This window comes from uncultured Bifidobacterium sp. (genome assembly GCF_959020155.1).
Taxonomy (GTDB): domain Bacteria; phylum Actinomycetota; class Actinomycetes; order Actinomycetales; family Bifidobacteriaceae; genus Bifidobacterium.
In genome coordinates, this window is record NZ_CAUERC010000021.1 from 1 (window position 1) to 25,553 (window position 25,553).

23 protein-coding genes and 3 tRNA genes are annotated in these 25,553 nt (G+C 60.1%); 25 read left to right on the forward strand and 1 reads right to left on the reverse strand.

Features of this window, described 5'->3' with window-relative positions; translation table 11 throughout:
- The first annotated feature begins 101 nt into the window (after window positions 1-101).
- The 15 genes from Q5H31_RS06100 (at window position 102) to Q5H31_RS06170 (ending at window position 13,121) form a co-directional block, all read left to right on the forward strand.
- Window positions 102-174, forward strand: a tRNA-Val gene (locus tag Q5H31_RS06100).
- A 31-nt stretch (window positions 175-205) separates the two neighbouring features.
- A tRNA-Gly gene (locus Q5H31_RS06105) sits at window positions 206-281 on the forward strand.
- Window positions 282-429: 148 nt separating this feature from the next.
- Window positions 430-2,463: a threonine--tRNA ligase gene (thrS, locus tag Q5H31_RS06110; protein WP_007054284.1), complete on the forward strand. Its 2,034-nt coding sequence runs from the start codon at window positions 430-432 to the stop codon at window positions 2,461-2,463.
- Between the two features lie 52 nt (window positions 2,464-2,515).
- Window positions 2,516-3,100 (forward strand): HIT domain-containing protein, encoded by a 585-nt coding sequence (locus tag Q5H31_RS06115; RefSeq protein ID WP_014485622.1) that lies wholly within the window; start codon window positions 2,516-2,518, stop codon window positions 3,098-3,100.
- 138 nt (window positions 3,101-3,238) lie between these two features.
- A complete protein-coding gene (locus Q5H31_RS06120) occupies window positions 3,239-3,994 on the forward strand; it encodes a YebC/PmpR family DNA-binding transcriptional regulator (RefSeq protein ID WP_007052855.1) in 756 nt (251 codons plus the stop codon).
- Between the two features lie 5 nt (window positions 3,995-3,999).
- On the forward strand, window positions 4,000-4,584 hold the full coding sequence (ruvC, locus tag Q5H31_RS06125; RefSeq protein WP_007055752.1) for a crossover junction endodeoxyribonuclease RuvC: 585 nt from the start codon (window positions 4,000-4,002) through the stop codon (window positions 4,582-4,584).
- Window positions 4,585-4,641: 57 nt separating this feature from the next.
- Window positions 4,642-5,268 (forward strand): Holliday junction branch migration protein RuvA, encoded by a 627-nt coding sequence (gene ruvA / locus Q5H31_RS06130; protein ID WP_007057108.1) that lies wholly within the window; start codon window positions 4,642-4,644, stop codon window positions 5,266-5,268.
- Window positions 5,268-6,332 carry a Holliday junction branch migration DNA helicase RuvB gene (gene ruvB / locus Q5H31_RS06135; RefSeq protein WP_007057107.1) on the forward strand — a complete coding sequence of 355 codons (1,065 nt, stop codon included), beginning with the start codon at window positions 5,268-5,270 and terminating at the stop codon, window positions 6,330-6,332. Before ruvA ends, ruvB begins: the two co-directional genes overlap by 1 nt.
- A gap of 82 nt (window positions 6,333-6,414) precedes the next feature.
- The gene (yajC, locus tag Q5H31_RS06140) at window positions 6,415-6,834 is read left to right on the forward strand and encodes a preprotein translocase subunit YajC (protein ID WP_010080657.1); all 420 of its coding nucleotides are present in this window, start codon (window positions 6,415-6,417) and stop codon (window positions 6,832-6,834) included.
- A gap of 63 nt (window positions 6,835-6,897) precedes the next feature.
- Entirely contained in the window at window positions 6,898-7,479 is a 582-nt protein-coding gene (locus Q5H31_RS06145) for an adenine phosphoribosyltransferase (RefSeq protein WP_007052860.1), read from the forward strand.
- Between the two features lie 96 nt (window positions 7,480-7,575).
- Entirely contained in the window at window positions 7,576-8,778 is a 1,203-nt protein-coding gene (gene sucC, locus Q5H31_RS06150; protein ID WP_007052861.1) for an ADP-forming succinate--CoA ligase subunit beta, read from the forward strand.
- Window positions 8,778-9,689 (forward strand): succinate--CoA ligase subunit alpha, encoded by a 912-nt coding sequence (sucD, locus tag Q5H31_RS06155; protein WP_007052862.1) that lies wholly within the window; start codon window positions 8,778-8,780, stop codon window positions 9,687-9,689. Before sucC ends, sucD begins: the two co-directional genes overlap by 1 nt.
- A gap of 19 nt (window positions 9,690-9,708) precedes the next feature.
- Window positions 9,709-11,088, forward strand: coding sequence for a DUF6350 family protein (locus tag Q5H31_RS06160; protein ID WP_008783525.1), 1,380 nt, complete (start codon window positions 9,709-9,711; stop codon window positions 11,086-11,088).
- The gene (gene purH / locus Q5H31_RS06165; RefSeq protein WP_012471860.1) at window positions 11,036-12,673 is read left to right on the forward strand and encodes a bifunctional phosphoribosylaminoimidazolecarboxamide formyltransferase/IMP cyclohydrolase; all 1,638 of its coding nucleotides are present in this window, start codon (window positions 11,036-11,038) and stop codon (window positions 12,671-12,673) included. The genes Q5H31_RS06160 and purH overlap by 53 nt, the downstream gene beginning before the upstream one ends.
- A 145-nt stretch (window positions 12,674-12,818) precedes the next feature.
- Complete coding sequence (locus tag Q5H31_RS06170; RefSeq protein ID WP_012471861.1) at window positions 12,819-13,121, forward strand: hypothetical protein; 303 nt, start codon at window positions 12,819-12,821, stop codon at window positions 13,119-13,121.
- Here Q5H31_RS06170 and Q5H31_RS06175 read toward each other — a convergent pair.
- Entirely contained in the window at window positions 13,020-13,988 is a 969-nt protein-coding gene (locus Q5H31_RS06175; protein ID WP_010080655.1) for an MIP/aquaporin family protein, read from the reverse strand. The genes Q5H31_RS06170 and Q5H31_RS06175 overlap by 102 nt on opposite strands.
- 195 nt (window positions 13,989-14,183) lie before the next feature.
- Between Q5H31_RS06175 and Q5H31_RS06180 the strand changes: the two genes are divergently transcribed.
- The 10 genes from Q5H31_RS06180 to Q5H31_RS06225 form a co-directional block, all read left to right on the forward strand.
- On the forward strand, window positions 14,184-14,954 hold the full coding sequence (locus tag Q5H31_RS06180) for a pseudouridine synthase (protein ID WP_007052866.1): 771 nt from the start codon (window positions 14,184-14,186) through the stop codon (window positions 14,952-14,954).
- Window positions 14,951-17,080 carry a bifunctional cytidylate kinase/GTPase Der gene (gene der, locus Q5H31_RS06185; protein ID WP_008783528.1) on the forward strand — a complete coding sequence of 710 codons (2,130 nt, stop codon included), beginning with the start codon at window positions 14,951-14,953 and terminating at the stop codon, window positions 17,078-17,080. The genes Q5H31_RS06180 and der overlap by 4 nt, the downstream gene beginning before the upstream one ends.
- Window positions 17,081-17,144: 64 nt before the next feature.
- Window positions 17,145-17,218 (forward strand) — tRNA-Pro (locus Q5H31_RS06190).
- A gap of 251 nt (window positions 17,219-17,469) precedes the next feature.
- Complete coding sequence (locus Q5H31_RS06195; protein WP_114555060.1) at window positions 17,470-18,999, forward strand: UTP--glucose-1-phosphate uridylyltransferase; 1,530 nt, start codon at window positions 17,470-17,472, stop codon at window positions 18,997-18,999.
- Window positions 19,000-19,138: 139 nt separating this feature from the next.
- Window positions 19,139-21,052, forward strand: a complete 1,914-nt coding sequence (locus tag Q5H31_RS06200) for a YafY family protein (RefSeq protein WP_007052869.1) — start codon at window positions 19,139-19,141, stop codon at window positions 21,050-21,052.
- A 10-nt stretch (window positions 21,053-21,062) separates the two neighbouring features.
- Window positions 21,063-21,380 (forward strand): hypothetical protein, encoded by a 318-nt coding sequence (locus tag Q5H31_RS06205; protein ID WP_007052870.1) that lies wholly within the window; start codon window positions 21,063-21,065, stop codon window positions 21,378-21,380.
- Between the two features lie 12 nt (window positions 21,381-21,392).
- Entirely contained in the window at window positions 21,393-23,984 is a 2,592-nt protein-coding gene (locus Q5H31_RS06210; protein WP_007055753.1) for an RNA helicase, read from the forward strand.
- A gap of 115 nt (window positions 23,985-24,099) precedes the next feature.
- Window positions 24,100-24,447 carry an RNA polymerase-binding protein RbpA gene (locus tag Q5H31_RS06215; RefSeq protein ID WP_007052872.1) on the forward strand — a complete coding sequence of 116 codons (348 nt, stop codon included), beginning with the start codon at window positions 24,100-24,102 and terminating at the stop codon, window positions 24,445-24,447.
- A gap of 131 nt (window positions 24,448-24,578) precedes the next feature.
- Entirely contained in the window at window positions 24,579-25,298 is a 720-nt protein-coding gene (locus tag Q5H31_RS06220; RefSeq protein ID WP_007052873.1) for an HAD family hydrolase, read from the forward strand.
- 23 nt (window positions 25,299-25,321) lie between these two features.
- Window positions 25,322-25,553: hypothetical protein (locus Q5H31_RS06225; RefSeq protein ID WP_302457603.1), on the forward strand; the 232-nt coding region annotated here is incomplete at its 3' end.

The window sequence follows — 25,553 nt, forward strand, 5'->3', positions numbered from 1 at the left end:
AGCGCACTTCCCTGACACGGAAGGGGTCACAAGTTCGAATCTTGTATCGCCCACGAAAGTCGAAGCAATTCGACTGGATATAACTAAAGAACCGAATATTCGGGCGATTGGCGCAGCGGCTAGCGCACTTCGTTCACACCGAAGGGGTCGTAGGTTCGATTCCTACATCGCCCACTGGATTCCGCTTCTCACGGCGGATTCCTTTGCGGACATAGCTTAGTTGGTAAAGCGCAACCTTGCCAAGGTTGAGACCGCGGGTTCGAGTCCCGTTGTCCGCTCCACAACGAAACCTCGCTTCGGCGAGGTTTTTTCGTATTGGTTCAGATGCTGGTGGTATTTGTCGCACGCCCAACCTATCGTGTCCTACGTTGATTAACCAGTCCAGGCCTGCACATTAGTACCGCGGGCCCCGATAGCAAAGGACAAATCATGGCGCAAGCTACCATCTCCATAACCGTCAACGGCGAAGCGAAGGAGGTGGAAGCAACCACCACCGGCGTAGAACTGTTCGCGGAAGACAAGAACATCATCGCGGTCAAGATCAACGGCGAGAACCGTGACCTGTACACGCCGCTGAACGATGGCGACACCGTCGACCCCATCGCCCTCGACTCCGAAGACGGCCTCGCAATCATGCGTCACTCGGCCACCCACGTCATGGCCCAGGCCGTGCAGGAAGTCTACCCGAACGCCAAGCTCGGCGTCGGCCCCGTCATCAAGGACGGCTTCTACTACGACTTCCAGGTCGACCAGCCCTTCACCCCGAACGACCTCAAGGACATCGAGAAGCGCATGCAGCGCATCATCAAGTCCTCCCAGTCCTTCCGCCGCCGTTCCGTGACCGAGGAAGAGGCTCTGAAGGAAGAGGCCGACCAGCCCTTTAAGATCGAACTGATCGAAGACAAGGAAGCACACCTCGACCCGGCCGCCGCCACCGAGATCTCCGAAAAGGAGCTCAGCTTCTACGACAACGTAGACCGTGATGGCAATGTGGTTTGGAAGGACCTGTGCCGCGGCCCGCACCTGCCGAACACCCGCTACATCAAGGCCTTCAAGATCGAGCGTTCCGCCGCCGCCTACTGGCGTGGTTCCGAGAAGAACCCGACCATGCAGCGCGTCTACGGCACCGCATGGGCCACCAAGGAAGACCTCAAGGCCTACCAGACCCGCCTGGAAGAAGCCGCCAAGCGCGATCACCGCAAGCTCGGCGCCGAGATGGACCTGTTCTCCTTCCCGGATGAAATTGGCCCCGGCCTGGCCGTGTTCCACCCGAAGGGTGCCGCCGTGATCAACGCTATGGAGGACTACTCCCGTGAGATGCACCGCAAGCACCACTACAGCTTCGTGCAGACCCCGCACATCACCAAGGGCGGCCTGTACGAGACCTCCGGCCACCTGCACTGGTACAAGGACGGCATGTACCCGCCCATGCACCTCGACGAGGAGAAGGACGCGGACGGCAACATCACCAAGCCGGGCGCCGACTACTACCTCAAGCCGATGAACTGCCCGATGCACAACCTCATCTTCAAGTCGCGTCAGCGCTCCTACCGTGAGCTGCCGCTGCGCCTCTTCGAGTTCGGCACCGTGTACCGCTACGAGAAGTCCGGCGAGGTCCACGGCCTGACCCGCGTGCGCGGCCTCACCCAGGACGACTCCCACATCTACTGCACCCGCGAGCAGATGAAGGACGAGCTCACCAGCCTGCTCACCTTCGTGCTGAACCTGCTCAAGGACTTTGGCCTGACCGACTTCTACCTCGAGCTGTCCACCAAGGACCCGAACAAGTACGTCGGCTCCGACGAGATCTGGGAGGAGGCCACCAACACGCTCGCCGAGGTCGCCAAGGAATCCAACCTCGAGCTCGTCGACGATCCGTGCGGCGCCGCCTTCTACGGCCCGAAGATCTCTGTGCAGGCCCGCGACGCCATCGGCCGCACCTGGCAGGTCTCGACCATCCAGCTCGACTTCAACCTGCCGGAGCGCTTCCAGCTCGAGTACATCGCGAAGGACGGCACCCACCAGCGCCCGGTGATGATTCACCGCGCCCTGTTCGGCTCCATCGAACGCTTCTTCGCCGTGCTGCTCGAGCACTACGCAGGTGCCTTCCCGGCGTGGCTGGCCCCCGTGCAGGTGCTCGGCGTGCCGGTTGCCGACGAGTTTGCCCCGCATCTGGCCGGCTTCGTCAAGTCCCTTGAAGATGAGATGGTCCGTTGCGAGATCGACTACTCCGACGATCGCTTCGGCAAGAAGATTCGCAACGCCTCCAAGTCCAAGGTGCCGTTCATCCTCATCGTCGGTGAGGAAGACATGAACAACAACGCGGTCAGCTTCCGCTTCCGCGACGGCAGCCAGCTCAACGGTGTGCCGGTGGACACTGCTCGCGAGCAGATTCTCACCGTCATCAAGAAGCGCGTCCAGGTGAACTCCGCCGACGACTTCAACGCTGCTGTGGCTGAGTGATGCGAATGGTACTGGCTCCCCTCTCTGAGGGGAGCCAAGAAAGGGCACGAAAATGACTGACGTGCGTGTCGATAATCCGGCGGACTTTCCGCCTCAGGAGGACACGGTCGAACGACTGTGGACTCCGCAGCGCATGACCTATGTGCTGCGCAACAGCGAGGATCGCCCAACCAAGCCCAAGACGAAGGAATGCCCGTTCTGCGTCGGACCCAAAAAATCCGACGAAGACGGCCTCATCGCCTGGCGTGGCACGCACGTGTTCGCCATCATGAACCTCTACCCATACAATGTCGGGCATCTCATGATTTGCCCGTACCGTCACGTCGGATTCATCACCGAACTCGACGATGCCGAACTGTTCGAATTCGAGAAGGCCACCACCCTCGCCATGAAGGTGATGGAGACCGTCTCCCGTCCGGACGGATACAACATCGGCATCAATCAGGGCGAGGTCGCGGGTGCCGGAGTCGCCGCGCACCTGCACCAGCATGTGGTGCCGCGTTGGAATGGCGATGCGAACTTCATGCCCATCGTCGCCCAGACGCGTACCATGCCGATTCTGCTGTCCGACCAGCGAGACGCCTATGCCCAGGCATTCGAACAGCTGGCCCCGCAGTATCATTTGCCGCTTGCCTGACCGGGTGCGGCACCCGCGCAACCGGTTTTATCGGTACGCGCAATAAGACAATCATCGGAAACATTACGGGTATGTCTGATTAACGGCCTACAATCGTTTCGTTTGACATCATCCGTTTCAATAATTGCTAGGAGCATTATGTCAGGTCATTCCAAGTGGGCGACCACCAAGCACAAGAAGGCCGCCATCGACGCCAAGCGCGGCAAGCTCTTCGCCAAGCTCATCAAGAACATCGAAATCGCCGCCCGCCTCGGCGGCGGCGACCCGGACGGCAACCCGTCCCTGTACGATGCCATCTACAAGGCCAAGAAGGCCTCCATGCCGGCCGACAACATCGCTCGCGCCGTCAAGCGTGGTGCCGGTGCTGAAGATGGTGCCGCCAACTACGAAGACATCGTCTACGAGGGCTACGCTCCTGCCGGCGTTGGCCTCATCATCGAATGCCTGACCGACAACCGCAACCGTGCGGCCGCCGAAGTCCGTTCCACCCTGACCAAGGGCAACGGCTCTCTGGCCACCTCCGGCTCCGTGTCCTTCAACTTCGAGCGCAAGGGCCAGATCGTGGTGCCGTCCGAGGGCGTGGACTTCGACAAGCTGTTCGAAACCGCCGCCGAAGCCGGTGCCGAGGACGTTACCGATGACGGTGAAGTGTTCACCGTTGTGACCGGTCCGTCCGACCTGTTCACCGTGCGCAAGGCTCTGCAGGAAGCCGGCTTCGACTACGATTCCGCCGACCAGGTCATGCAGCCGAAGAACGAGGTCGAGTTGAGCCTTGAGGATGCCCGCAAGGTGTCCAAGCTCATCGACAACCTCGATGACCTCGACGATGTGCAGAACATCTACTCCAACTGGACCGCTTCCGACGAGGTGATGGCCCAGCTCGACGAGGAGTAATCCTCGTGATTATCCTTGGCGTCGACCCCGGGCTCACACGTTGCGGGGTCGGCGTGATCGAAGCCGGCGAGCACCGCCGGCTTTCGTTTATTCACGTGGACGTGGTGCGGTCCTCACCGGATATCACCCAGGATCTGCGTCTACTGGCCATCTACAACGGCCTGTCCGAGAAAATGGATCGCTTCGCACCCGATGCCGTATCCATCGAACGAGTGTTCGCACAATCCAACCGCAACACCGTACTCGGTACCGCACAGGCCGCCGGCCTCGCCATGCTCGCCGCCGCGCAACGCAATATTCCCGTGGCGTTGCATACGCCTACCGAAGCCAAGCTGGCTATCACCGGTAACGGGCAGGCGCAGAAGATTCAGGTGGAGCGTATGGTGACACGTATTTTGAACCTCACCAAAATGCCGACTCCCGCCGATGCCGCCGATGCCTTGGCTTTGGCCATTTGCCATGCGCTGCGCCCGGCAGGCGCATTGCAGGGCGGCGAACGCGAACAACATCTGACCGCCGCGCAACGCCAGTGGGCTGAGGCCGCACAGAAATCCACGCGCCGCCGCATCAACCACGACCGAGGCATGTAGTATACTTTCGAACAGTTGTTCGAGTCTTGAATCCTGGAGCCCTGAAGGAGTACCTGTATGATCGGCATGCTGACCGGGCGGGTTGAATCGGTCGAAACCGATACCGCATTGATTGATGTTGGGGGAGTGGGCTACGAAGTGCGCATGTCCGCCACCGACCTGAGCCGTCTGCACGCCGGGCAAGACACCCGCGTCTTCACCTATATGAACCTCTCTCAGGATGCCATTACCCTGCATGGATTCCTGGATCGGGACGCCAAGAAAACCTTTCTGCAACTCATCAAGGTCTCCGGCATTGGGCCTAAAGTGGCCCAATCGTTACTCTCCACACTGACGCCGAGTCAGCTGGCCCACGCCATCGCCGACAACGACGCCACCGCGCTGGCCAAGGCTCCGGGGCTGGGCAAGAAGGGCGCACAGAAAATCATCCTCGAGCTTAAGGGCTCTATTGATTTGAGTCAGATCGAGGGTGCTTCCGCTCAGGCGGCAATATCCAAGTCTCCGGTGGATACCGGTACGGAACAGGTTGTCGAAGGACTGATTTCACTTGGCTGGCGTCAGCAGGACGCCCAACAGGCCGTTGCCGAGGCTTGCGCCGAAAACGATATTCCCACGCCGCTTGCCACCGACGATGTGCCGCGTGTGCTACGTCTGGCTTTGGCGCTGATGGATAGGGGCCGCTGATGAGCGAGACAACGGATTACGGAGCCTCCAACACCGGTGCCAACGAAGAGTCGTTGCGCATGGTCTCCTCCCAGCCGATCGGCAACGAGCCGGTCAGCGACGAGGAGCTGCGCCCCCATGTTCTCGAAGGCTTTATCGGACAGCCACGGCTCAAGGCCCAGCTGCAACTGTTCCTGGACGCGGCCCGCAAACGCGATGTGCCACCGGACCATATTCTGCTTGCCGGCCCTCCTGGCTTGGGCAAAACCACGTTGGCCATGATCGTTGCCAATGAGCTTGAAGTGCCGATTCGCGTGACTTCCGGCCCTGCGGTTCAACATGCCGGTGATCTTGCTTCGATTCTGAGCTCCCTCGACGTCGGCGAAGTGCTGTTCATCGACGAGATCCATCGTCTGCCGCGCGCCGCCGAAGAGCTGCTGTATATCGCGATGGAGGACTTCCGCGTCGATGTGATGGTCGGCAAAGGCCCGGGCGCAAGCTCCATCCCGCTGACCCTGCCGCGATTCACCGTCATCGGTGCCACCACGCGCGAAGGTATGCTGCCAAGCCCGTTGCGCGCACGCTTTGGCTTCACCGCACATCTCGACTTCTATCCGCATGAGGAGTTGGAAAAGCTCATCGAACGTTCGGCCAACGTACTGGGCGTAAACCTTGATGCGGGTTCCGCTCATGAGCTTGCGTTGCGTTCGCGCGGCACGCCGCGTATCGCCAACCGATTGCTACGCCGTGTACGCGACTGGGCCATCGTCCACGACCTGATCGTGGTGCGGCCGGACGACGTCAAGGAGGCGCTGGCCCTGTACCAGATCGACTCCGAAGGCCTCGACCGGCTGGACATCGCCGTGCTCAATGCCATCGTGCGCAACTTCAACGGTGGACCCGTGGGCCTGAACAATCTGGCGGCCATGGTGGGCGAGGAATCGGAAACCGTGGAAACCGTGTGCGAGCCGTATCTCGTGCGCGAAGGTTTTATGATTCGCACGCCCAAAGGCCGCGTGGCTACCGAGAAGGCATGGCAGCATTTGGGAATTACGCCCAAAGATGATGTCAGCAAGCTCTTCTAGACTTTCTCCTGTTTGCACACTTGGCGGCGTTTCGTCAATGTCGCTCGTTTGAAGGAGTTGTTTCGTGGAACAACAGTACATTATGCTCATCGTGATCGTCGTCGTGTTCGGCGGCATGATGTGGTGGCAGTCCAAGAAGGCCAAGCAGCAACAGCAGGAGAAGCAGGACTTCCGTCGCAACCTGCAGCCCGGCACCGAGGTCATCACCATCGGCCAGGTGATCGGCAAGGTCGTCGAAGTCGACGAGCAGTATGAGGAGATCGTCATCGACTCCGAAGGCTCCAAGCTGCGTTTCGGCTTCAACGCCATCGCCCGTGAGTACACCCGCCCGGCCTATGTGTCCGATGATGAGGTCGACGAGAACGGCAACCCGCTGCCCGACGAAGACACCGAGGCTCCGGCTAACGATGAGGCTGGTCAGGTTCCGATCGAGGCGTCCGTCGTGTCCGAGGAAGACACCGCTGACGAGACCGGTGACGACAACGAAACCAAGACGAAGTAAGCTGTTCGATTCGGTAGCACCATCCGCGTATCGCATCGCAAAGGCATAAAAGGGGCGAGCACTATGGCACAGTCGGACATCACCATCGACGCATTGAGCAAGGTAGGGCAACAGGACGCCGAATATCTGGTGTCCTTGGTGCGTTCCGTACCGGGGTTTCCCAAGGAAGGCATCATCTTCCGTGATTTCATGCCAGTGCTCGCCGACCCCAAGGGCTTGAAGATTCTGCTCAAAGCACTTGAAGAGGCCCTGCCGGTGTCCCCGAGCGAATTCGACTCCATTGCCGGTCTCGAATCGCGCGGGTTCCTGTTCGGCCCGGCCATGGCCGCCCATTTGGGCAAGGGTTTCATCGCCGTGCGTAAGGCCGGCAAGTTGCCGCCTGAAACCATCGGTGAATCCTATGACCTCGAATACGGCACGGCCAGTGTCGAAATCGAAACCGACGCCGTACAGGCAGGGAAGCGAGTGCTCATCGTCGATGACCTCATCGCCACGGGCGGCACCGCCAAAGCCGCCACCGACCTTATCGAAAAGGCCGGTGGCACCGTGGTGGGCTTCAGTTTCGTGATGCGGCTCGATGGCCTCGACGGTCTGGATAAGCTCGACGGCAAGCCCAGCAGCTCGCTGATCGCGATGCCGGCCTGAGATTTCGTCTCACCCAACGTACAGTCAGTTTTCAAGGTCCGGCATGTACTGTGTACAGTTACATGCCGGACCAATTACATAGTCAGGGAAGGATCGATGGATCTTTACGAATACCAGGCGCGTCAGCTGCTCGAGGAACAGGACATTCCCACCCCGGACGCCATCTTTGCCCAGAACTCCCATGAAGTCGCTGAAGCGGCGGACAAAATCGGCTATCCCTGCGTAATCAAGGCGCAGGTCAAGATCGGTCATCGTGGTCAGGCCGGCGGCGTCAAGATCGCCCATAACCGCGACGAGGCGATTCTTGAATCCGAGTCCATCCTGCCGATGACCATCCACGGGCACAAGGTTTCCGGCGTGCTTGTAGCCGAAGCCAAGAACATCCTGCACGAATACTACGTGTCCATCTCCGTGGACCGCACCTCGCGCGACTTCGACGTGCTGGCCACCGCTAACGGCGGCACCGAAGTCGAGGAAATCGCCAAGGAACATCCGGAGGCCGTCAAGCGCCTGCACATCGATGCGCTCGGTGACTTCGACCTGGCCGCTGCCACCGAAATGGCACAGAGCATCGGCTTCTACCACGCGGACGTCGATCAGGCCGCACAGATTCTGCTCAAGATGTGGCGCTGCTTCAAAGACAACGACGCCACGCTCGTGGAAATCAATCCGCTCGCCAAGATCGGCGACCCGGATGACGAATCCACCAAGCAGCTGAGCGCCTTGGACGCCAAGATCTCCTTGGATGACAACGCCTCCTTCCGCCATGACGGCTGGGCGCGTTTCGTGGATCCCATCGTTCCCGACCCCTTCGAACAGCGCGCCCGCGAACACGGCCTGCACTACGTGCACCTGCACGGCGAGGTCGGTGTGATCGGCAACGGTGCAGGACTCGTCATGAGTTCCCTGGATGCCGTCTCCGGCGCTGGCGAGGAACAGGGCACCAACATCAAGCCCGCCAACTTCCTGGACATCGGCGGCGGCGCCTCCGCAGCCGTCATGGCCGAAAGCCTGGAGATCGTACTGTCCGACCCTCAGGTCGAATCCGTGTTCATCAATGTCTATGGCGGCATCACCTCCTGCGTGGAAGTCGCCAACGGCATCCTCGAAGCGGTCGCCAAGCTCGGCGGTTCCAAGCCGATCGTTGTGCGCTTCGATGGCAACGCCGCCGCCGAGGGTCTGCATATCCTCGCCTCCGCCAATAACCCGAATATCCATGTGTCCGAAACCATGGAAGGCGCGGCAGCCAAGGCCGCGCAGCTCGCCGGTGAGGCGACCCAGTCCAAGGAGGTTCGCTGATGCTGTTCATCGAAGACGGCGCTCCCGTTATCGTCCAGGGCATGACCGGCCATCAGGGCATGACCCATACGGCTCGCATGCTCAAGGCCGGCACCAATATCGTCGGCGGCGTGAACCCGCGCAAGGCCGGCACATCCGTCACCTTCCCCGGTGCCAAGAACGGTGCCGACGCGGACATCCCCGTGTTCGCCACCTGCGGCGAAGCACGTGAAGCCACCGGCGCCAAGGCCAGCGTGGTGTTCGTGCCGCCGAAGTTCGCCAAGTCCGCCGTGGTCGAAGCCGTCGAAGCCGGCATCGAACTCATCGTGGTCATCACTGAAGGCATTCCGGTGGCCGATTCCGCATACTTCGTCGAACTGGCGCTCAAGAAGGGCGTGCGCATCATCGGACCGAACTGCCCTGGTCTCATCACGCTCGGCAACCCCGGCGTCAATCTGGGCATCATCCCCGACGGCATCGTCGGCCGCGGCCCGCTCGGACTGGTCTCCAAATCCGGCACCCTCACCTACCAGCTCATGGGCGAATTGTCCGATATCGGCTTCACCGCATGTCTCGGCGCCGGCGGCGACCCGATCGTCGGCACGACGCTGCTGGAAGCCCTGCAGGCATTCGAAGCCGACCCCGACACCAAGGCTGTCATGATGATCGGCGAAATCGGCGGCTTCGCCGAACAGGACGCCGCCGCATGGGCCAAGGAGCACATGACCAAGCCGGTTGTCGCCTACATCGCCGGTTTCACCGCCCCCGAAGGCAAGCAGATGGGCCACGCCGGCGCCATCGTCTCCGGAGGCAAGGGCACCGCCCAGGACAAGAAGAACGCGCTCGAGGCGGCGGGCATCCCCGTGGGCAAGACCCCGGGCCAGGCCGCCGAAATCATGCGTGACGTACTCGCCAAGGCCAACATCGACTGATCGGTTCCAGCCAATCGTGATGAAAGCCGTGATTCGCCAATGGGTGCGGGGAGCCATAGTCGCCCTCGCATCCATGGCCATCTATGCCGTTGCATTAGGCTGCTATACAGCGCTGATGTTATTGGTCGTCTCTATGGAAGAGGGCGGCGACAATCTCACCGTCGGCACAACCTCGCTGACACAGGCCGTTGTGCTTCTGAGTGAGGGATCGGGCTTTAGAACCGATTCGTTCACCCTCACCATTACGCCATTGCTGTTGACCATACTGCTGATATGGCTGATCAATGCACTCATCATGCGAATCAAAGCATACGGGCCGCATGCGTATGTTGCCGGATTGATTGTTTGGCTCGGGTTGAACGAGGCATTCCGGCAATCCGTGCACCTAGGTCTTGTCGATGACCAGTGGCTGGTGTTGCTGAAAGCAGCCATCGTATTCTCGATCGGTTTCCTATGCGCAGCCGTACCGGAATCAGCCAAAATGCGAGCATTCAGGGACTGGACTCGCAAGCAGGTGCCGGCGGACATACGCCACTGCCTGAAAATCGGCGTCGCCTTGGCCGTCGCGATACTGAGCATATATCTGGCAATTGGATTGATTACCGTCATCGTATGGTCGGTACGCAACCATGCCGCTGTCGTATCGTTGTTCGAATTGTCCGGGATGGAAACCGGTTCACGAATTCTCACCACCGTCGCCATGCTGATCTGGCTACCCAACGTCATGCTCTGGGCTGTTTCCTGGCTCTTCGGCGGCGGATTCGCCATCGGTGATTTGGCCAGTTTCACATTATGGCTCGGCCAATCCAAAGAGCTTCCTGCAATTCCGGTATTCGGTATTCTGCCCGAACCGGTCAGCAGTGAACTATGGCGTACCGTTGCCTTGAACGCGCCTCTCGCCATCGCTGCGCTCGTGGGCCTGCTGGCTGTATTCCTACCGCAAGGATTCGCCTGCAGACCGTTGAATGTACGGAATACGTCCACCCGCGGCCCGGTACTGGTTTCGCTGATCTACTCCGCCGGGGCATTCTGCCTGAGCGCGATGCTGATCTCACTGGCATCCACATTGCTGTTCGCTCTGTCCAATGGATCGCTTGGCGATCATCGTCTTGCTCACATAGGCGTCGACGTCATGGCCTCCACCAGAGTCGTCGGTCATTCGACCGCACTGGGACTTACCGCGGCATGGCTGCTCGCGCTGATTGGCATAGCGCTCGTTTTTCCGATAGTCTGGTTGGTTGAGAGAATCAAGGATTCCCGCACCACCGCCACGACCTCGAAGACCGCCACCGTTCATCAGGCGCGGTTCCTAGCGTCACAACCACAAGAATCCAAGGAGGAACAGGATGACAAACACGAACCGACCGATACGTCGAGCACTGGTCTCGGTCTTTCATAAGGAAGGCATCGAAGTACTCGCGGAAGCGTTCGTGAAGGCCGGCACCGAAGTTGTTTCCACTGGTTCGACCGCCAAGAAGCTTGCCGAACTGGGCGTCAAGGTAACCGAGGTGTCCGATGTCACCGGATTCCCCGAATGCCTCGACGGCCGCGTCAAGACGCTGCACCCGTACATTCACGCCGGCATTCTGGCTGATATGACCAACCCCGAGCACGCCAAGCAGCTCGAGGAGTTCGGCATCAAGCCGTTCGACCTGGTGGTCGTCAACCTGTACCCGTTCGCCGACACCGTGCGCTCCGGCGCCAACGAGGCCGATACCATCGAGAAGATCGACATCGGCGGTCCCTCCATGGTGCGCGGCGCGGCCAAGAACCACGCCACCGTGGCCATCGTCACCGACCCGGCCGATTATGCACTGGTCGCCTCCCGCGTGGCCGACGGCACCGGCTTCTCCTTGGACGAGCGCAAGTGGCTTGCCGCCAAGGCCTTCGCGCACACCGCCGCCTATGACGCCACCATCAACGAGTGGACCGCCAAGCACTGGCCCAAGCCGGCCTCTCTGGACGCCGTCGAGGTGGACAAGGACGATCAGGGCACTGAAGTCGATTCCGCCAAGTTCCCGGCCCAGTTCACCCGCACCTGGGATCGTGCGCACACCCTGCGCTACGGCGAGAACTCCCACCAGCAGGCCGCCCTCTACATCGACCCGCTCAACCAGACCGGTTTCGCCCACGCCGAGCAGCTCGGCGGCAAGCCGATGAGCTACAACAACTACGTGGACGCGGACGCCGCCTGGCGCACCGTATGGGATATGGCTCCCGCCATTGCCGTGGCCGTAGTCAAGCACAACAATCCGTGCGGTCTGGCCATCGGCGCGACCGCGGCCGAGGCCCACAAGAAGGCTCACGCCTGCGACCCGATGAGCGCCTACGGCGGTGTGATCGCCTGCAACTCCAAGGTCACCCTTGAGATGGCCGAAAGCGTGCGCCCGATTTTCACCGAAGTCATCGTCGCCCCCGACTATGAGCCGGCCGCGCTCGAACTGCTGCAGACCAAGAAGAAGAACCTGCGCATCCTCAAGGTGGCCGAGCCGCCGAAGGGCCACGAGGCCATCCGCCAGATCGATGGCGGCCTGCTTGTGCAGGACACTGATCTGATCAACGCCGTCGGCGACGATCCGGACGCCTGGAAGCTCGTGGCCGGCGAGGCCGCCGACGCCGACACGCTGAAGGACCTCGTGTTCGCATGGCGTGCAATCCGCTGCGTGAAGTCCAACGCCATCCTGCTGGCCCACGACCAGGCCACGGTTGGCATCGGCATGGGCCAAGTCAACCGCGTGGACTCCTGCCATTTGGCCGTCGAGCGCGCCAACACGCTGGCCGATGGTGCCGATCGCGCCACCGGTGCGGTCGCGGCATCCGATGCGTTCTTCCCGTTCGCCGATGGTGCCCAGGTGCTTATCGACGCGGGCGTCAAGGCCATCGTGCAGCCTGGCGGCTCCATCCGCGATGAGGAGGTCATCGAAGCGGCCAAGAAGGCCGGCGTGACCATGTACCTCACCGGCACCCGCCACTTCTTCCACTGATCGGGACTCTCTGAGGGGAGCAGCTCAGCCAAAACGCACAAAGGTGGGATTCCGCCTGACCCGTCAACGGGTCCAAGCGGAATCCCACCTTTGCTATTCGCCTGCTATTGTGGTCACGTAACCGTTCGACAGAAGGAATCGCAACATGCACAACCATCCCTATGTATCCGAAGCACATGAGGGCAAGCCATGGTTTGAATGGTGCGTACTCGGCGTCGTCGCCGTCATCACACTGCTGGTTGCTTTCGGATATACGATGGCCGCCACGGTCATACTTGCCGTGACGGCCATCATCACCGGGCTTGTTCGCCTGATTCTTCAGGACAAAAGCCCATGGAAAGTGCGCTCAGTGGCGTTCGACTCCTTCATCGGCATCGCCTTGGGAATCGGCCTGCTGATTACCTACTTCAGCTTCTTTGGACTCTTCGGCAACATCTTTTTCCGCTGAATCGCCATCAGACGAGGCGGCCTGATCGAAGAATTCGCCATCGTCGAGCGTGTCCGCGTTTGCATCGGCATCCGTCTGCGGAAGATCGGCGGCAGCCGGCACTTTGGGAGTGGTCATCATCTGCGCGATGATCATGACCAACGCCACCACAGCGGCGGCCAAGACCGGGCTAATCCAGAATACCCACAGCTGCTGCAGCGGATTTTGCGTAAGACCCTCATTCATCGCGGCCAGTGCGATACCGGTGGAACGGGCGGGATTGAGACCGGCACCGGTAACCGGGTAGCTGATGGCGGTGGCCAGACCATAGGCAAGACCCATGGCAATGGCATGACGGTCCGAGGACTCGCCGTGATCACCCAGAGAAGACATGGCGGTGGCAACGACAATCAGAGAGGCAACGACCTCGACGACAATCGCCAGCGTAATCGAGAACGTAATGCCATACTGGGTCAGCAGCGAGTAAGACACGGAGCCGTTTTCGAAACCGTTAACGGCCGGAGTCAGCCACACTTTGGCAGCTACCTGCTCGGATGTGGGCAGCAGCTTGACCACGGCGAAGCCGGCGGCGATGGCACCGATGACCTGAGCGATCACATAGAGGATGCCATCCAGGATTTTCGTCTTGGAAACCAGCACGGAGGCTACGGTGATGGCCGGATTCAGCTGGCCACCGGACACGCGGGAGAAGATGGCGGTGACTGCGGCATATGCCAAGCCGGTAGCCAACGCGAAGAACACGATATTGATGCCATACACGGCCGAACCCCATGTGGAGAAGGCGTAAATGGCAAAGCACAGCAGGAAGCTGCCGGCCAATTCGGCGCACACGCGCAGAGCCAGCGGCTGTTGCTTGGTTTCTTCCATGATTGTTCATTCCTTTTCATCTGTTGGAAAACGGGCGAACCCGCACAAACGGTTGCCAGTCTAGCAGCAGTCCTACGTTGCGGTATGATATATAGGTTGGAATTGGCTGGGATTCCAGTCCGCCAACTCTGAAGTATGTATACAAATCGACAGTCTCTGCGATGACAGAATCTGTCCGGCCACGTTGGGAGAACGATGCCAAACGCATATTCCCGCGCTGCGAAAGCGCAAGACGATTCCAATTCCATTCGACTCCAGAAGCTGCTTGCCCAAGCGGGATTCGGTTCCCGCCGCAAGTGCGAGGACATGATTACCGAAGGCCGTGTCGAGGTCGACGGTGAACTGGTCACCGAGCTCGGAACTCGCGTTGACCCTCATAAGCAGCAGGTGCGCGTAGACGGTTCGCGCGTACGCGTCAATCCGAACCACGTTACTCTGGCGCTGAACAAGCCCCGCAAGGTGCTCTCCGCCATGGACGACCCGAAGGGCCGCTACACGCTGCGCGACATCGTGGGCGACAAGTACGAGCGCATCTTCCACATGGGCCGTCTCGACTACGATTCCGAGGGTCTGATCCTCATGACGAACGACGGCGAGCTCTCGCAGCACGTCATGCACCCCAAGTACGAGGTCGAGAAGACCTACGTCGCCACGCTGGAAGGCAAGATCTCCGGCACCGTGTGCCGTCGACTCGTGACCACCGGCGTGCAGCTCGACGACGGCTGGATCAAGCTCGACCACTGCGCGATCATCGACTCCTCGCGTGACCACACGATGGTCAAGGTCGTGCTGCACTCCGGCAAGAACCGCATCGTGCGACGTATCTTTGGCTCAATCGGCTTCCCGGTCAAGCGCTTGGTGCGCACCCAGATCGGCCCGATCAAGCTCGGTGATTTGAAGCCCGGTTCCTACCGCGTGCTGTCCCAGACGGAAGTCCGTTCGCTGTCCAAGGAGGTTGGTCTGTGATTCGCGTTGCCATCGACGGCCCCGCCGGCGTGGGCAAGTCGTCCACGTCCAAGGCGCTGGCCAAGTATTTCGGATACGCCTACCTTGACACGGGCGCGATGTATCGTGCCTGTGCTTGGTGGTGCCTGAAGCAGGGCATCGATCTGGACGCCGAAACCGTGGATGAGCGTGTCATCACCGAAGCGGTGGGCGAGTTCTTCACCGGCGACCATTTCGATATCTCCGTGGACCCGGACAACCCCCGCGTATTCGCCGACGACGAGGACATCTCCGAGGCCATTCGTTCCTCCGAAGTCTCCAGCCATGTCTCCAAGGTGTCGAACGTCATCCCGGTGCGCAACGTGCTCATCGCCGCCCAGCGCGCCTACATCGCCCGCGAAGCGTCGGCCGACTCCTTCTCCGGGGGTTTGGGCATCGTGGCCGAGGGCCGCGATATCACCACCGTGGTGTCCCCGGACGCCGAGGTGCGCGTGCTGCTGACCGCCCGTGAGGAGGTCCGTCAGGCCCGTCGCACCGGCCAAGCCGTCAAGGGCGTGGGTGCTGAGGATGTGGCTGCGCGCGACAAGGCCGATTCCAAGGTCACCAGCTTCCTGACCGCCGCCGATGGCGTTACTACCATCGACAATTCCGATTTGGACTTCGCCCACACGCTCGATCTGCTCATCGGTCTGGTCGAGGACGCCATCGAGAACCAGGAGTACGAGCAGTATGCCGCCAATCTCGAAGGCTATGAGCTGGACGAAGGCGATGAGGATCTGATTTCCGGCCGCGGTTTCACGGAAGGCGCGCGCAAGGCCGGCCCCAAGCCGGTGGGTGTGCTGGCTGTTGTAGGCCGTCCGAACGTGGGCAAATCATCCCTGGTCAACCGTATCCTCGGCCGCCGTGCCGCCGTTGTGGAAGACACGCCGGGCGTTACGCGAGACCGTGTGAGCTATGACGCGGAATGGGCCGGCACTGACTTCAAGCTGGTGGACACGGGCGGCTGGGAAGCCGACGTGGAAGGCATTGAATCCGCCATCGCCTCACAGGCACAGGTTGCCGTGACCTTGGCCGATGCTGTGGTATTCGTTGTCGATGGTCAAGTGGGCATGACCACCACCGATGAGCGCATCGTCAAGATGCTGCGTGCCGCCGGCAAGCCGGTCGTGCTGGCCGTCAACAAGATCGACGACCAGGCCAGCGAATATCTTGCCGCCGAATTCTGGAAGCTCGGCCTCGGCGAACCATACTCGATTTCCGCCATGCACGGCAGGGGAGTGGGCGACCTGCTGGACGTCGCGCTCGACAAGCTCAAGCAGGCCGAGAAGACTTCCGGCTACCTCACGCCTTCCGGCCTGCGCCGCGTGGCTCTGGTGGGCCGCCCGAACGTGGGCAAGTCGTCTCTGCTCAATCAGCTGGCGCGCGAAGAACGTGCCGTGGTCAACGATTTGGCCGGCACTACGCGCGACCCCGTCGACGAAATCGTCAACATCGATGGCGAGGACTGGCTGTTCATCGACACGGCCGGCATCAAGCGACGCCAGCACAAGCTCACAGGCGCGGAATATTATTCCTCTCTGCGCACGCAGGCCGCCATCGAGCGCTGTGAATTGGCGCTGATCCTGTTTGATGCTTCGCAGCCGGTATCCGATCAGGATTTGAAGGTCATGTCCACAGCCGTGGATGCGGGCCGTGCGATCGTGCTCGTGTTCAATAAGTGGGATGCGATGGACGAGTTCGACAAGCAGCGTCTCGAACGCCTGTGGAACACCGAATTCGACCGTGTGATGTGGGCCGAGCGTGTGAATCTGTCCGCCAAGACCGGCTGGCACACCAACCGTCTGACGCGAGCCATGGATAAGGCCTTGGAATCCTGGGACCAGCGTATTCCTACAGGCAAGCTCAACGCCTTCCTCGGCAAAATTCAGGCCGCCCACCCGCACCCGTTGCGTGGTGGCAAGCAGCCGCGAATCCTCTTCGCCACGCAGGCATCCACGCGCCCGCCGCGTTTCGTGATCTTCGCCACCGGCTTCCTCGAGCACGGCTACCGCCGCTACATCGAGCGTTCCCTGCGCGAGGAATTCGGCTTCGAAGGCACGCCGATTCAGATCTCCGTGAACATCCGCGAGAAGAAGAAGCGGAAGTGACACGCGCGTAATTTGCCAGATTTCAAATATCTGGTAAATTATCTACTCGGTGCTTTTGCACCATCGGGCCGTAGCGCAGTTTGGTAGCGCACTTGACTGGGGGTCAAGGGGTCGCGGGTTCAAATCCCGCCGGCCCGACCGATTAGCCCCGGAATTCTGCCACTTTTGAGTGGTTGTCTTCCGGGGTTTTTCCGTTTTCAGACAATATGAGACAACATGATGACGGACTTACCTTTGTAAGCCATTCGTAATGGATTAAACACGGACTTCATCTTGGCGTGTTATTGGAATTATCACCGACAATTCACCGCCTCCGCACCCCCGTCGTATGCGTTTGCCCCAAACAGGGGCTAGACTGGTTCCTATTGATTTGACGAAAGGGACCCGAATTGACAGAAATAAACGATAAGGCCCAACTGGATATCGCCGCCGCTGACGACACCGACGCCGTTACCTCGGACACCCCCGAAGAAACCGTAAACACCCCCGAAGTGGATGAGACTTTCGAGCTTTCGGCCGCCAAGATGCGCGAGCATGGCATGAGCGAAACCGCCATCAACCAGTTCCACCATTTGTATGACGTATGGCGCCATGAAGAAGCCTCCAGCTGGATTCGCGAGGACGACATCGAGCCGCTTGGCCACGTGCCCAGCTTCCACGACGTCTATGAGACCATCAACCACGACAAGGCCGTGGACGCCTTCGCCAAGACCGCATTCCTCAAGCTCAATGGCGGTCTGGGCACCTCCATGGGATTAGACAAGGCCAAGTCGCTGTTGCCGGTGCGTAGGCACAAGGCCAAGCAGATGCGCTTCATCGACATCATCATCGGTCAGGTGCTTACCGCTCGCACACGCCTGAACGTCGAACTGCCGCTGACGTTCATGAACTCCTTCCACACTTCGGCGGACACGATGAAGGTGCTCAAGCATCATCGCAAGTTCAGTCAGCATGACGTGCCGATGGAAATCATCCAGCATCAGGAACCCAAGCTCGTGGCCGCCACCGGCGAACCTGTGAGCTACCCTGCGAACCCGGAGCTGGAATGGTGCCCGCCCGGCCACGGCGACCTGTTCTCCACCATCTGGGAGTCTGGTCTGCTTGACGTATTGGAGGAGCGCGGCTTCAAGTATCTGTTCATCTCCAATTCCGACAATCTCGGTGCGCGCCCCTCGCGTACGTTGGCCCAGCACTTCGAAAACACAGGTGCCCCGTTTATGGCTGAAGTGGCCATCCGCACCAAGGCCGATCGCAAGGGCGGCCATATTGTACGAGACAAGGCCACTGGTCGCCTAATACTGCGTGAAATGAGCCAGGTCCATCCGGACGATAAGGAAGCGGCCCAAGACATCACCAAGCATCCTTACTTCAACACCAACTCAATCTGGGTTCGCATCGACGCTTTGAAAGACAAGCTCGCCGAATGCGATGGTGTGTTGCCGTTGCCGGTGATTCGTAACAAAAAGACCGTGAATCCCACGGACCCGGATTCCGAACAGGTGATTCAGCTGGAAACCGCCATGGGCGCCGCAATCGGTCTGTTCAACGGTTCTATCTGCGTCCAAGTGGATCGTATGCGCTTCCTTCCGGTGAAAACCACCAATGATTTGTTCATTATGCGTTCCGATCGATTCCACCTGACGGACACGTATGAGATGGAAGACGGCAATTACATCTTCCCGAACGTCGAACTTGATCCGCGATACTACAAGAACATCCACGATTTCGACGAACGGTTCCCCTACGCCGTGCCATCTTTGGCCGCAGCCAACTCGGTTTCCATTCAGGGCGACTGGACATTCGGACGTGACGTCATGATGTTCGCCGACGCCAAACTGGAAGATAAAGGCAAGCCAAGCTATGTGCCGAACGGCGAATACGTTGGTCCGCAAGGCATCGAACCGGACGATTGGGTGTGATTTACAACACGGTCGAACGATAAAAAAGATATTATTTTTGTGAAATGGCGCTCAAGTGCGGAAAAAGCCTCTAAGATAGAGTGAGTGTGAGGAAACTCATACGCACTTATAACGAAACAATAACTATACGTGAGGACTAATGGCAGAGGGCACAAGCGGACGTCGGCGTTTTTCCGACAAATGGGGCAAGCACGAGCTGGACGTACTGGCTGTGTTGTCATCCGCGTTCCCGCAATGGCTCACATCCCGCCAAATTGCGCAGCGCGTCAAGGCTTACGCCGACTCGTATGGAGAGCTGGCAGATCAGGCCGCCAAGGCCGCGTTCGCCAAGCAGTTCCAGCGTGATCGCGCCAAGCTCGCCGCTATGGGCATCGCCATCGAATCACGGCAGCCTGAGTATTCGTCCAAGTCGGAAGGCCAGGACTTCGCGTCCTACCGTCTGCAGTTGGGCGACGAACCGCGCATCCGTCTGATGTTCGAGCCGGAAGATATGCCGGTGCTTGCCGCCGCCAACTATCTGGCTCGTTCGATGTCGATTTCCTCCGAGCCGGATCAGTCCCAGCTCGCCCAACATGCGTCGCGCACCACGCCGCGTGTGCCGCAGACCCCTATTCCCGGTCTCGGTTTGGATTCGATTGCGCCTGGCTTGGGCACGCAGCCCATTCCGGACTCGCTGGTCAAGGTTATCGATTCGCGTCGCTTTGCCGCCACCGTTGATGTGGACGGCGAACACCTGAACGTGGCCTACACCGATTCCGACGATTTGGCCATGTTTGTGCTGGAGCATCCGGGTGCCACGATTGTCAGCCCGCAGGAGGCTGTGGACGCCTATCATCGCCGCCTGCACGCCGCCAGCCGATTCACTCTGGCTGACGAATCCGCCAGCCCTGTAAGCGCCTCGGTGGTTTCCCCGTCGATTAGTCGCGATGTTCGTGAGCCGGGTGATCCCGAGTCGATCAAGGCCCAGAACAAGAAGAACGGCCCCGCTTTCCAAACGGGCAGCGAGGTGGATCGTCGCCTGCGTCTGATGCTGTTCCTCTCCGCTCACCTGGGTGAGGAATTCTCGATGAGCGAGCTGGCCGAGCGCTTTATCGGCAAACCGAAGAACGACGACGAGCTCAAGAAATTCGTCAACATCATTCATAAGGACATCAACACCCTGACCACCGTTTCCGACGATGGTGAGATGGCTGGCAGCCAGTTCTTCGATATCGACTGGCCGCTGCTGGATGCCGAGGGTATTGTTTCCGCCACCAATTCGTTGGGCCTTGAACGTCTTGCCGGCATTTCGCCGCAATACCTCAGCATGCTCACCGCCTCGGTCAGCTACTTGGCGCATTCGCCGTTACTGCCGGACAAGCAGCGTGGGCAGGCCGAATCCCTGTATGAGCGTTTGCGCCGCCATGTCAGCCCGGGCCAGACCCCGTGGCTGAGCCTGACCGGCTACGAGCTGGAGCCCCGAAGCTTCTCCATCGTCAAGCGCGCGATCAACACCGATTCGCTGTTGGACATGGAGTACTCCGACGGTACCGGTAGTACCCGTCGCAAGCTGGTGGCCCCCGCCAAGATTTTCATCGACGAAGGCGTGTATTATGCCGCCGTCTACACGGATGTCGGTTCCGCCGCCCCTAAGGACAAGAAGGCCTACGTCTCCAAAGACAAGACCATCGACAAGGCGAACGGCAAGCCGCGCATCTGGCAGGTGCTGCGCTTGGCCCGTATCGAAAAGGCGGAACTGGTCAAGCCCACCAAGCAGATCAACATCCCGAACATGCCGGTGAGCGAACTGCGCAAGTGGAGTTTCGACAACGGTACCGACGCGGTGTTCATCACCGATCAGCGCGATCTGGCATTCATCAAGACATTGCCGGGCGCTACCGTCGAACAATGCGGTGCCGGTGAAAAGGTGCATCTGACCGTTTCCTCCGACTCCTGGTTCGTGGCCTTCTGCATCGCACACGCGCGTCATATCACGGCGGTCGCCCCGGAAACGTTGCGCACCATGATCGTGGCACGCGCCGAACGCGAACTGAGCATCAGCGAGAACAAGTAAGGAGCCTTTCATGCCTTGGTGGATATGGCTGATTCTGGCCCTGTTCATGCTGGCCATGATTGTTGCCGGACTCATCTATGCAGCCCTTCATGGAATCCGTGCCTTGAAAGACATGTCCGACATCGGCGGCCAGCTCGGTGAACGCGTGGCCGCGATGGGGGAGTCTGGCACCTCTGCCGACACCAGCGAGCCGCCTCTGTTCACTCAGCCGCTCAGCGTGGCACAGAATCGTTATGCCGAGGCCCATGCGGACGTGATTCGCAGCAAGGCCGCCAAGCGCGAACGCCACACCCAGGCATGGGCCCGCTGGAAGCGATTCAACAACTAACGGAAAGCAGCAATGGCACGTCACCAACACCATAAGGGCAATGCCGATTCCCAGACGCTGAGCCCTTCGCAGCGGTACGCATCATTCCAAAAAGTCCAGCGCCATCGGGCGTCCGCAGCAGCGCGATTCGCCGAATCCCTGCCCTTCGAACTGGACGACTTCCAGACCGAAGCCAATGACGCGCTCGAAGCCGGCAGCAACGTACTGGTCGCGGCCCCAACCGGTGCCGGCAAAACCGTAGTGGCGGATTTTGCCATTTATCTCGCCCAGGAACGCAACGTCAAAGCCTTCTATACCACACCGATCAAAGCGCTGAGCAATCAGAAATACCATGATCTGGTCGACGTGTACGGCCCGGACAAGGTAGGCCTGCTCACCGGCGACACCTCGATCAACTCCGAGGCGGACATCGTGGTCATGACCACCGAAGTGCTGCGCAACATGCTCTACGAGCGTTCCACCACGCTGAACGCACTGCGCTACGTGATTCTCGACGAAGTGCACTATCTGGCCGACCGGTTCCGCGGGCCCGTGTGGGAGGAAGTCATCATCCACCTGCCCAAGACGGTCAAGATCGTCGGCCTGTCCGCTACCGTGTCCAACGTGGAGGATTTCTCCAACTGGATTGCCTCGGTGCGAGGCGACACCAAACTGGTGATCAGCGAACACCGCCCCGTGCCTTTGGAACAGCACGTCATCGTGCAGGCGGACGAACACACCGAGCCTGAGGTGCTGGATCTCTATCGCCGCGACGGCAACGGCGAGCAGACCACCAAGCTCAACGCCGAACTCATCAACCGGCTCGACCAGTTGGACCGCAAGGCCGCACGCCGGCGCGGCGAGGAACGCCCCGATAAGCGCAAGGGCTTCGGCAGAGGCCGCGGCGGCAAAGGCGCCAAGGGCCATGCCCCGAAAGCGGAACGCCACACCCCGCGCCGCTGGGCCGTGGTGGACGAGCTTAACTTTCTGGGAATGTTGCCCGGCATCTACTTCATCTTCTCGCGCAACGGTTGTGACCAGGCCGTGGAACAGTGTATCAACGCTGGACTGGAGCTCACCACCGATGAGGAAGTGACCAAGATTCGCCGCATCGTGGATGAGATGGTGGAGGGGCAACTCACTCAGGAAGACCTGAAAGCCCTGCAGTTCTCCAAGTTCCGCTTTGCGTTGGAAGAAGGCTTCGCTTCGCATCATGCCGGCATGATTGCCCTGTTCCGCCAGATAGTCGAACGATTGTTCGAAGAAGGTCTGGTCAAAATGGTGTTCGCCACGGAAACACTGGCCTTGGGCATCAATATGCCGGCCCGCTGCGTGGTGGTAGAGAAACTCGAGAAGTTCGACGGTACCGGTCATGTGGGCCTGACGCCCGGCGAATTCACGCAGCTCACCGGTCGTGCCGGTCGGCGCGGCATCGACACCATCGGCCACGCCATCGTGGTTGACCATCACGGTTTTGTGCCCGCCACGGCCGCCGCGCTGTCATCCAAGCGTGTCTACCCGCTGCACTCGAGCTTCCGACCCACGTTCAACATGGCCGTGAACCTGCTCAACTCCAGCGACTACGAGACCGCGCACGTTACCCTGGACCAGTCGTTTGCCCAGTGGGAGGCCAACGAATCGGCCTGGCAGCTGGAATCGCAGATCAACACACTGAAGAACGCGCTGGCCGGATACGAACAGGCGTTCGCATGCGAACACGGCGACTTCAAACAGTTCATGACCCTGCGTATGGAGCTGAGCGACATCGAAAAGGAAGGCCGCCGCAAACTGAAGCACGAAGTGTTCCTGACCGATCAGGAGCGTTCACGCGCCTTCCAGAACCTTGACCAGCGCATTCGCGATTTGCGCAAGGCGGAGCACGAGCATCCATGCCGCAACTGCCCGGACCTCCAGCAACACCTCAAGTGGGGCCACCGCTGGGCCCGCGAGACCCGCGAACTGCAGCGCGTCACCGATCGCTACGACTCCCGTACCGGGTCCGTGGCCCGTCAGTTCGATCGCATCTGCGATATTCTCACCGGGCTTGGTTACCTCGAACGTCATGTCAATGCGGCCGGCCACATTGACATGACGTTGACCGAAAAAGGCTCGCTGCTGCGCCGCATCTACAGTGAACATGACCTGGAACTGTGCGAGGCGCTGCTCGCCGGCACGTTCGACAAGCTCGACGCCAACGGACTGGCCGCTGTGCTCTCTTCACTGGTATACGAGGCCAGACGCGGGGGAGACGGCGAACCGAGGCACTACCCGGGCGGCATCTCCGGGTCCATCGCAATCGCTTCGTCCAAGCTCAAGGGCATCTGTGAAGACATCGATATCCTGTGCGAGGATCACGGTCTGGACGAGATGCAGCGGCCGGACTTCGGCATTCTCGACATCATGTATGAATGGGCGGATGGCGGTTCGCTGGGATCGTGCCTGTACGGCACCGACATGACCGGCGGCGACTTCGTGCGCACTGCCAAACGACTGGCTGACGTGCTGCAGCAGATCGCTGTCGCCCAGCCGCTGCCGTTCGACGGGGGAGAGCGGCTGGCAGGCCTCGCCCACGAAGCGGCCGACCGGGTCAATCGTGGCGTGGTGGCCTACTCCGGCGTGGACTGACGGGGGGCCGTTTGATGGGAGTTTGTCAGCCGACGTCGGAAGCTTGGAATAGCGGCCAAGTCCGAACTGTTGCGTAAATTAGTAGGGTTAAAGATCTTTCAAGGAGGATGCCGATATGGCAGAACGTAGCCTCAGGGGCATGAGCATCGGAGCGAAATCGCTGGAGTCCGACGACAACGTCGATTTCGCCGCACGAAACGATGTGGCGTATGTATGCCCGAAGGGCCACCGCACCATCCTGCCGTTTGCCGAGGGTGCCGAAATCCCGGACGAGTGGGAGTGCCGTTGTGGTTCCGTGGCCCACCGTGAGGGCGACGCCGACCGTGAGGGCGACGAGATCAGCAAACCCACCCGCACCCACTGGGACATGCTGCTGGAACGCCGTAGCGAAGAGGAACTGGCCACCCTACTCGAAAAGCGCCTGCAAATGCACCGTGACGGTTGGATTCCTGACTACGAGTGATCTCCTACTGAACAACACGTGAACTTGATGCCCAGTCATCCCGACTGGGCATAATCATTGTTGGAACAAGTCGCATATCGTTTGACGACCATTCAAAGCAGTCGACATGAACAAAGGGGAGTGGAATCTCAATGGCACAGCATCCGATGAAAGTGGTCCTGTTGGACCTCGACGGCACGCTTACCAAGTCCGACGGCGGCATCATCGCCTCCGTCGTCAAGACGTTCGAGGAATTGGGTCGCCCGGTTCCCGACGATGCCGAGCTGCATCGTTTCATTGGTCCGGCCATCATCGAATCGCTGCGACGCAACCATGTGCCGGAGGATGAGCTTGACCGGGCGGTCACCATCTACCGCAGCTACTATGCGGATCGCGCCGTGTTCGATGATCCGAACGAGCCCGGCAACAAAGTTCCCGGCCGCTTGGTGAACGTCGTGTTTCCCGGTATCCGCGAACAGCTGCTCAAGCTGCGTGCCGACGGCTATTATCTGGCGTTGGCCAGCTGCAAGCCCGAGTACCAATGCGTTCCGATCTGTGAGCATTTCCATCTGACCGAGCTGTTGGACGGCATCTATGGCGCATCCAGGGATAACTCTCGTTTGGACAAGGATCAGGTGATTCGGTACTGCTTCGACAAAATCGGTTTTGATGCTGCAGCGGGGGACAAGGCCGTGATGATCGGCGACCGCTACACCGACATCGACGGCGCCCACGCCTGCAATCTGGACGCCATTGGCTGCCGCTGGGGCTACGCTCCGGCCGGTGAGATGGAAGAACACGGTGCCTACGAAATCATCGAGAAGCCCGAGCAGATCGAAGAAGCCGTAAACCGTTATTTCCAAACACACTGAAACACAACGGCGAGGACTTCTTCATGATGGGATGCGATGGAGCCTGCGCCGCAGGCTTCGACCTGGTTTTCATCGGTTTGCCATTGCTGTCGCTGTATGAGATTCCCATGCTGATATGGTTCATTTGGCGAGCATTCCACTGGAAACGAGATGACAAGGATTGGCTGAAAGGCACGGCGATTCTTGCAATTGCGGTGGTCGCTCCGGTGCTCCTTTGGCTGTCGGCCTGGTATGCTCCGGTGCTCCTTTGGCTGT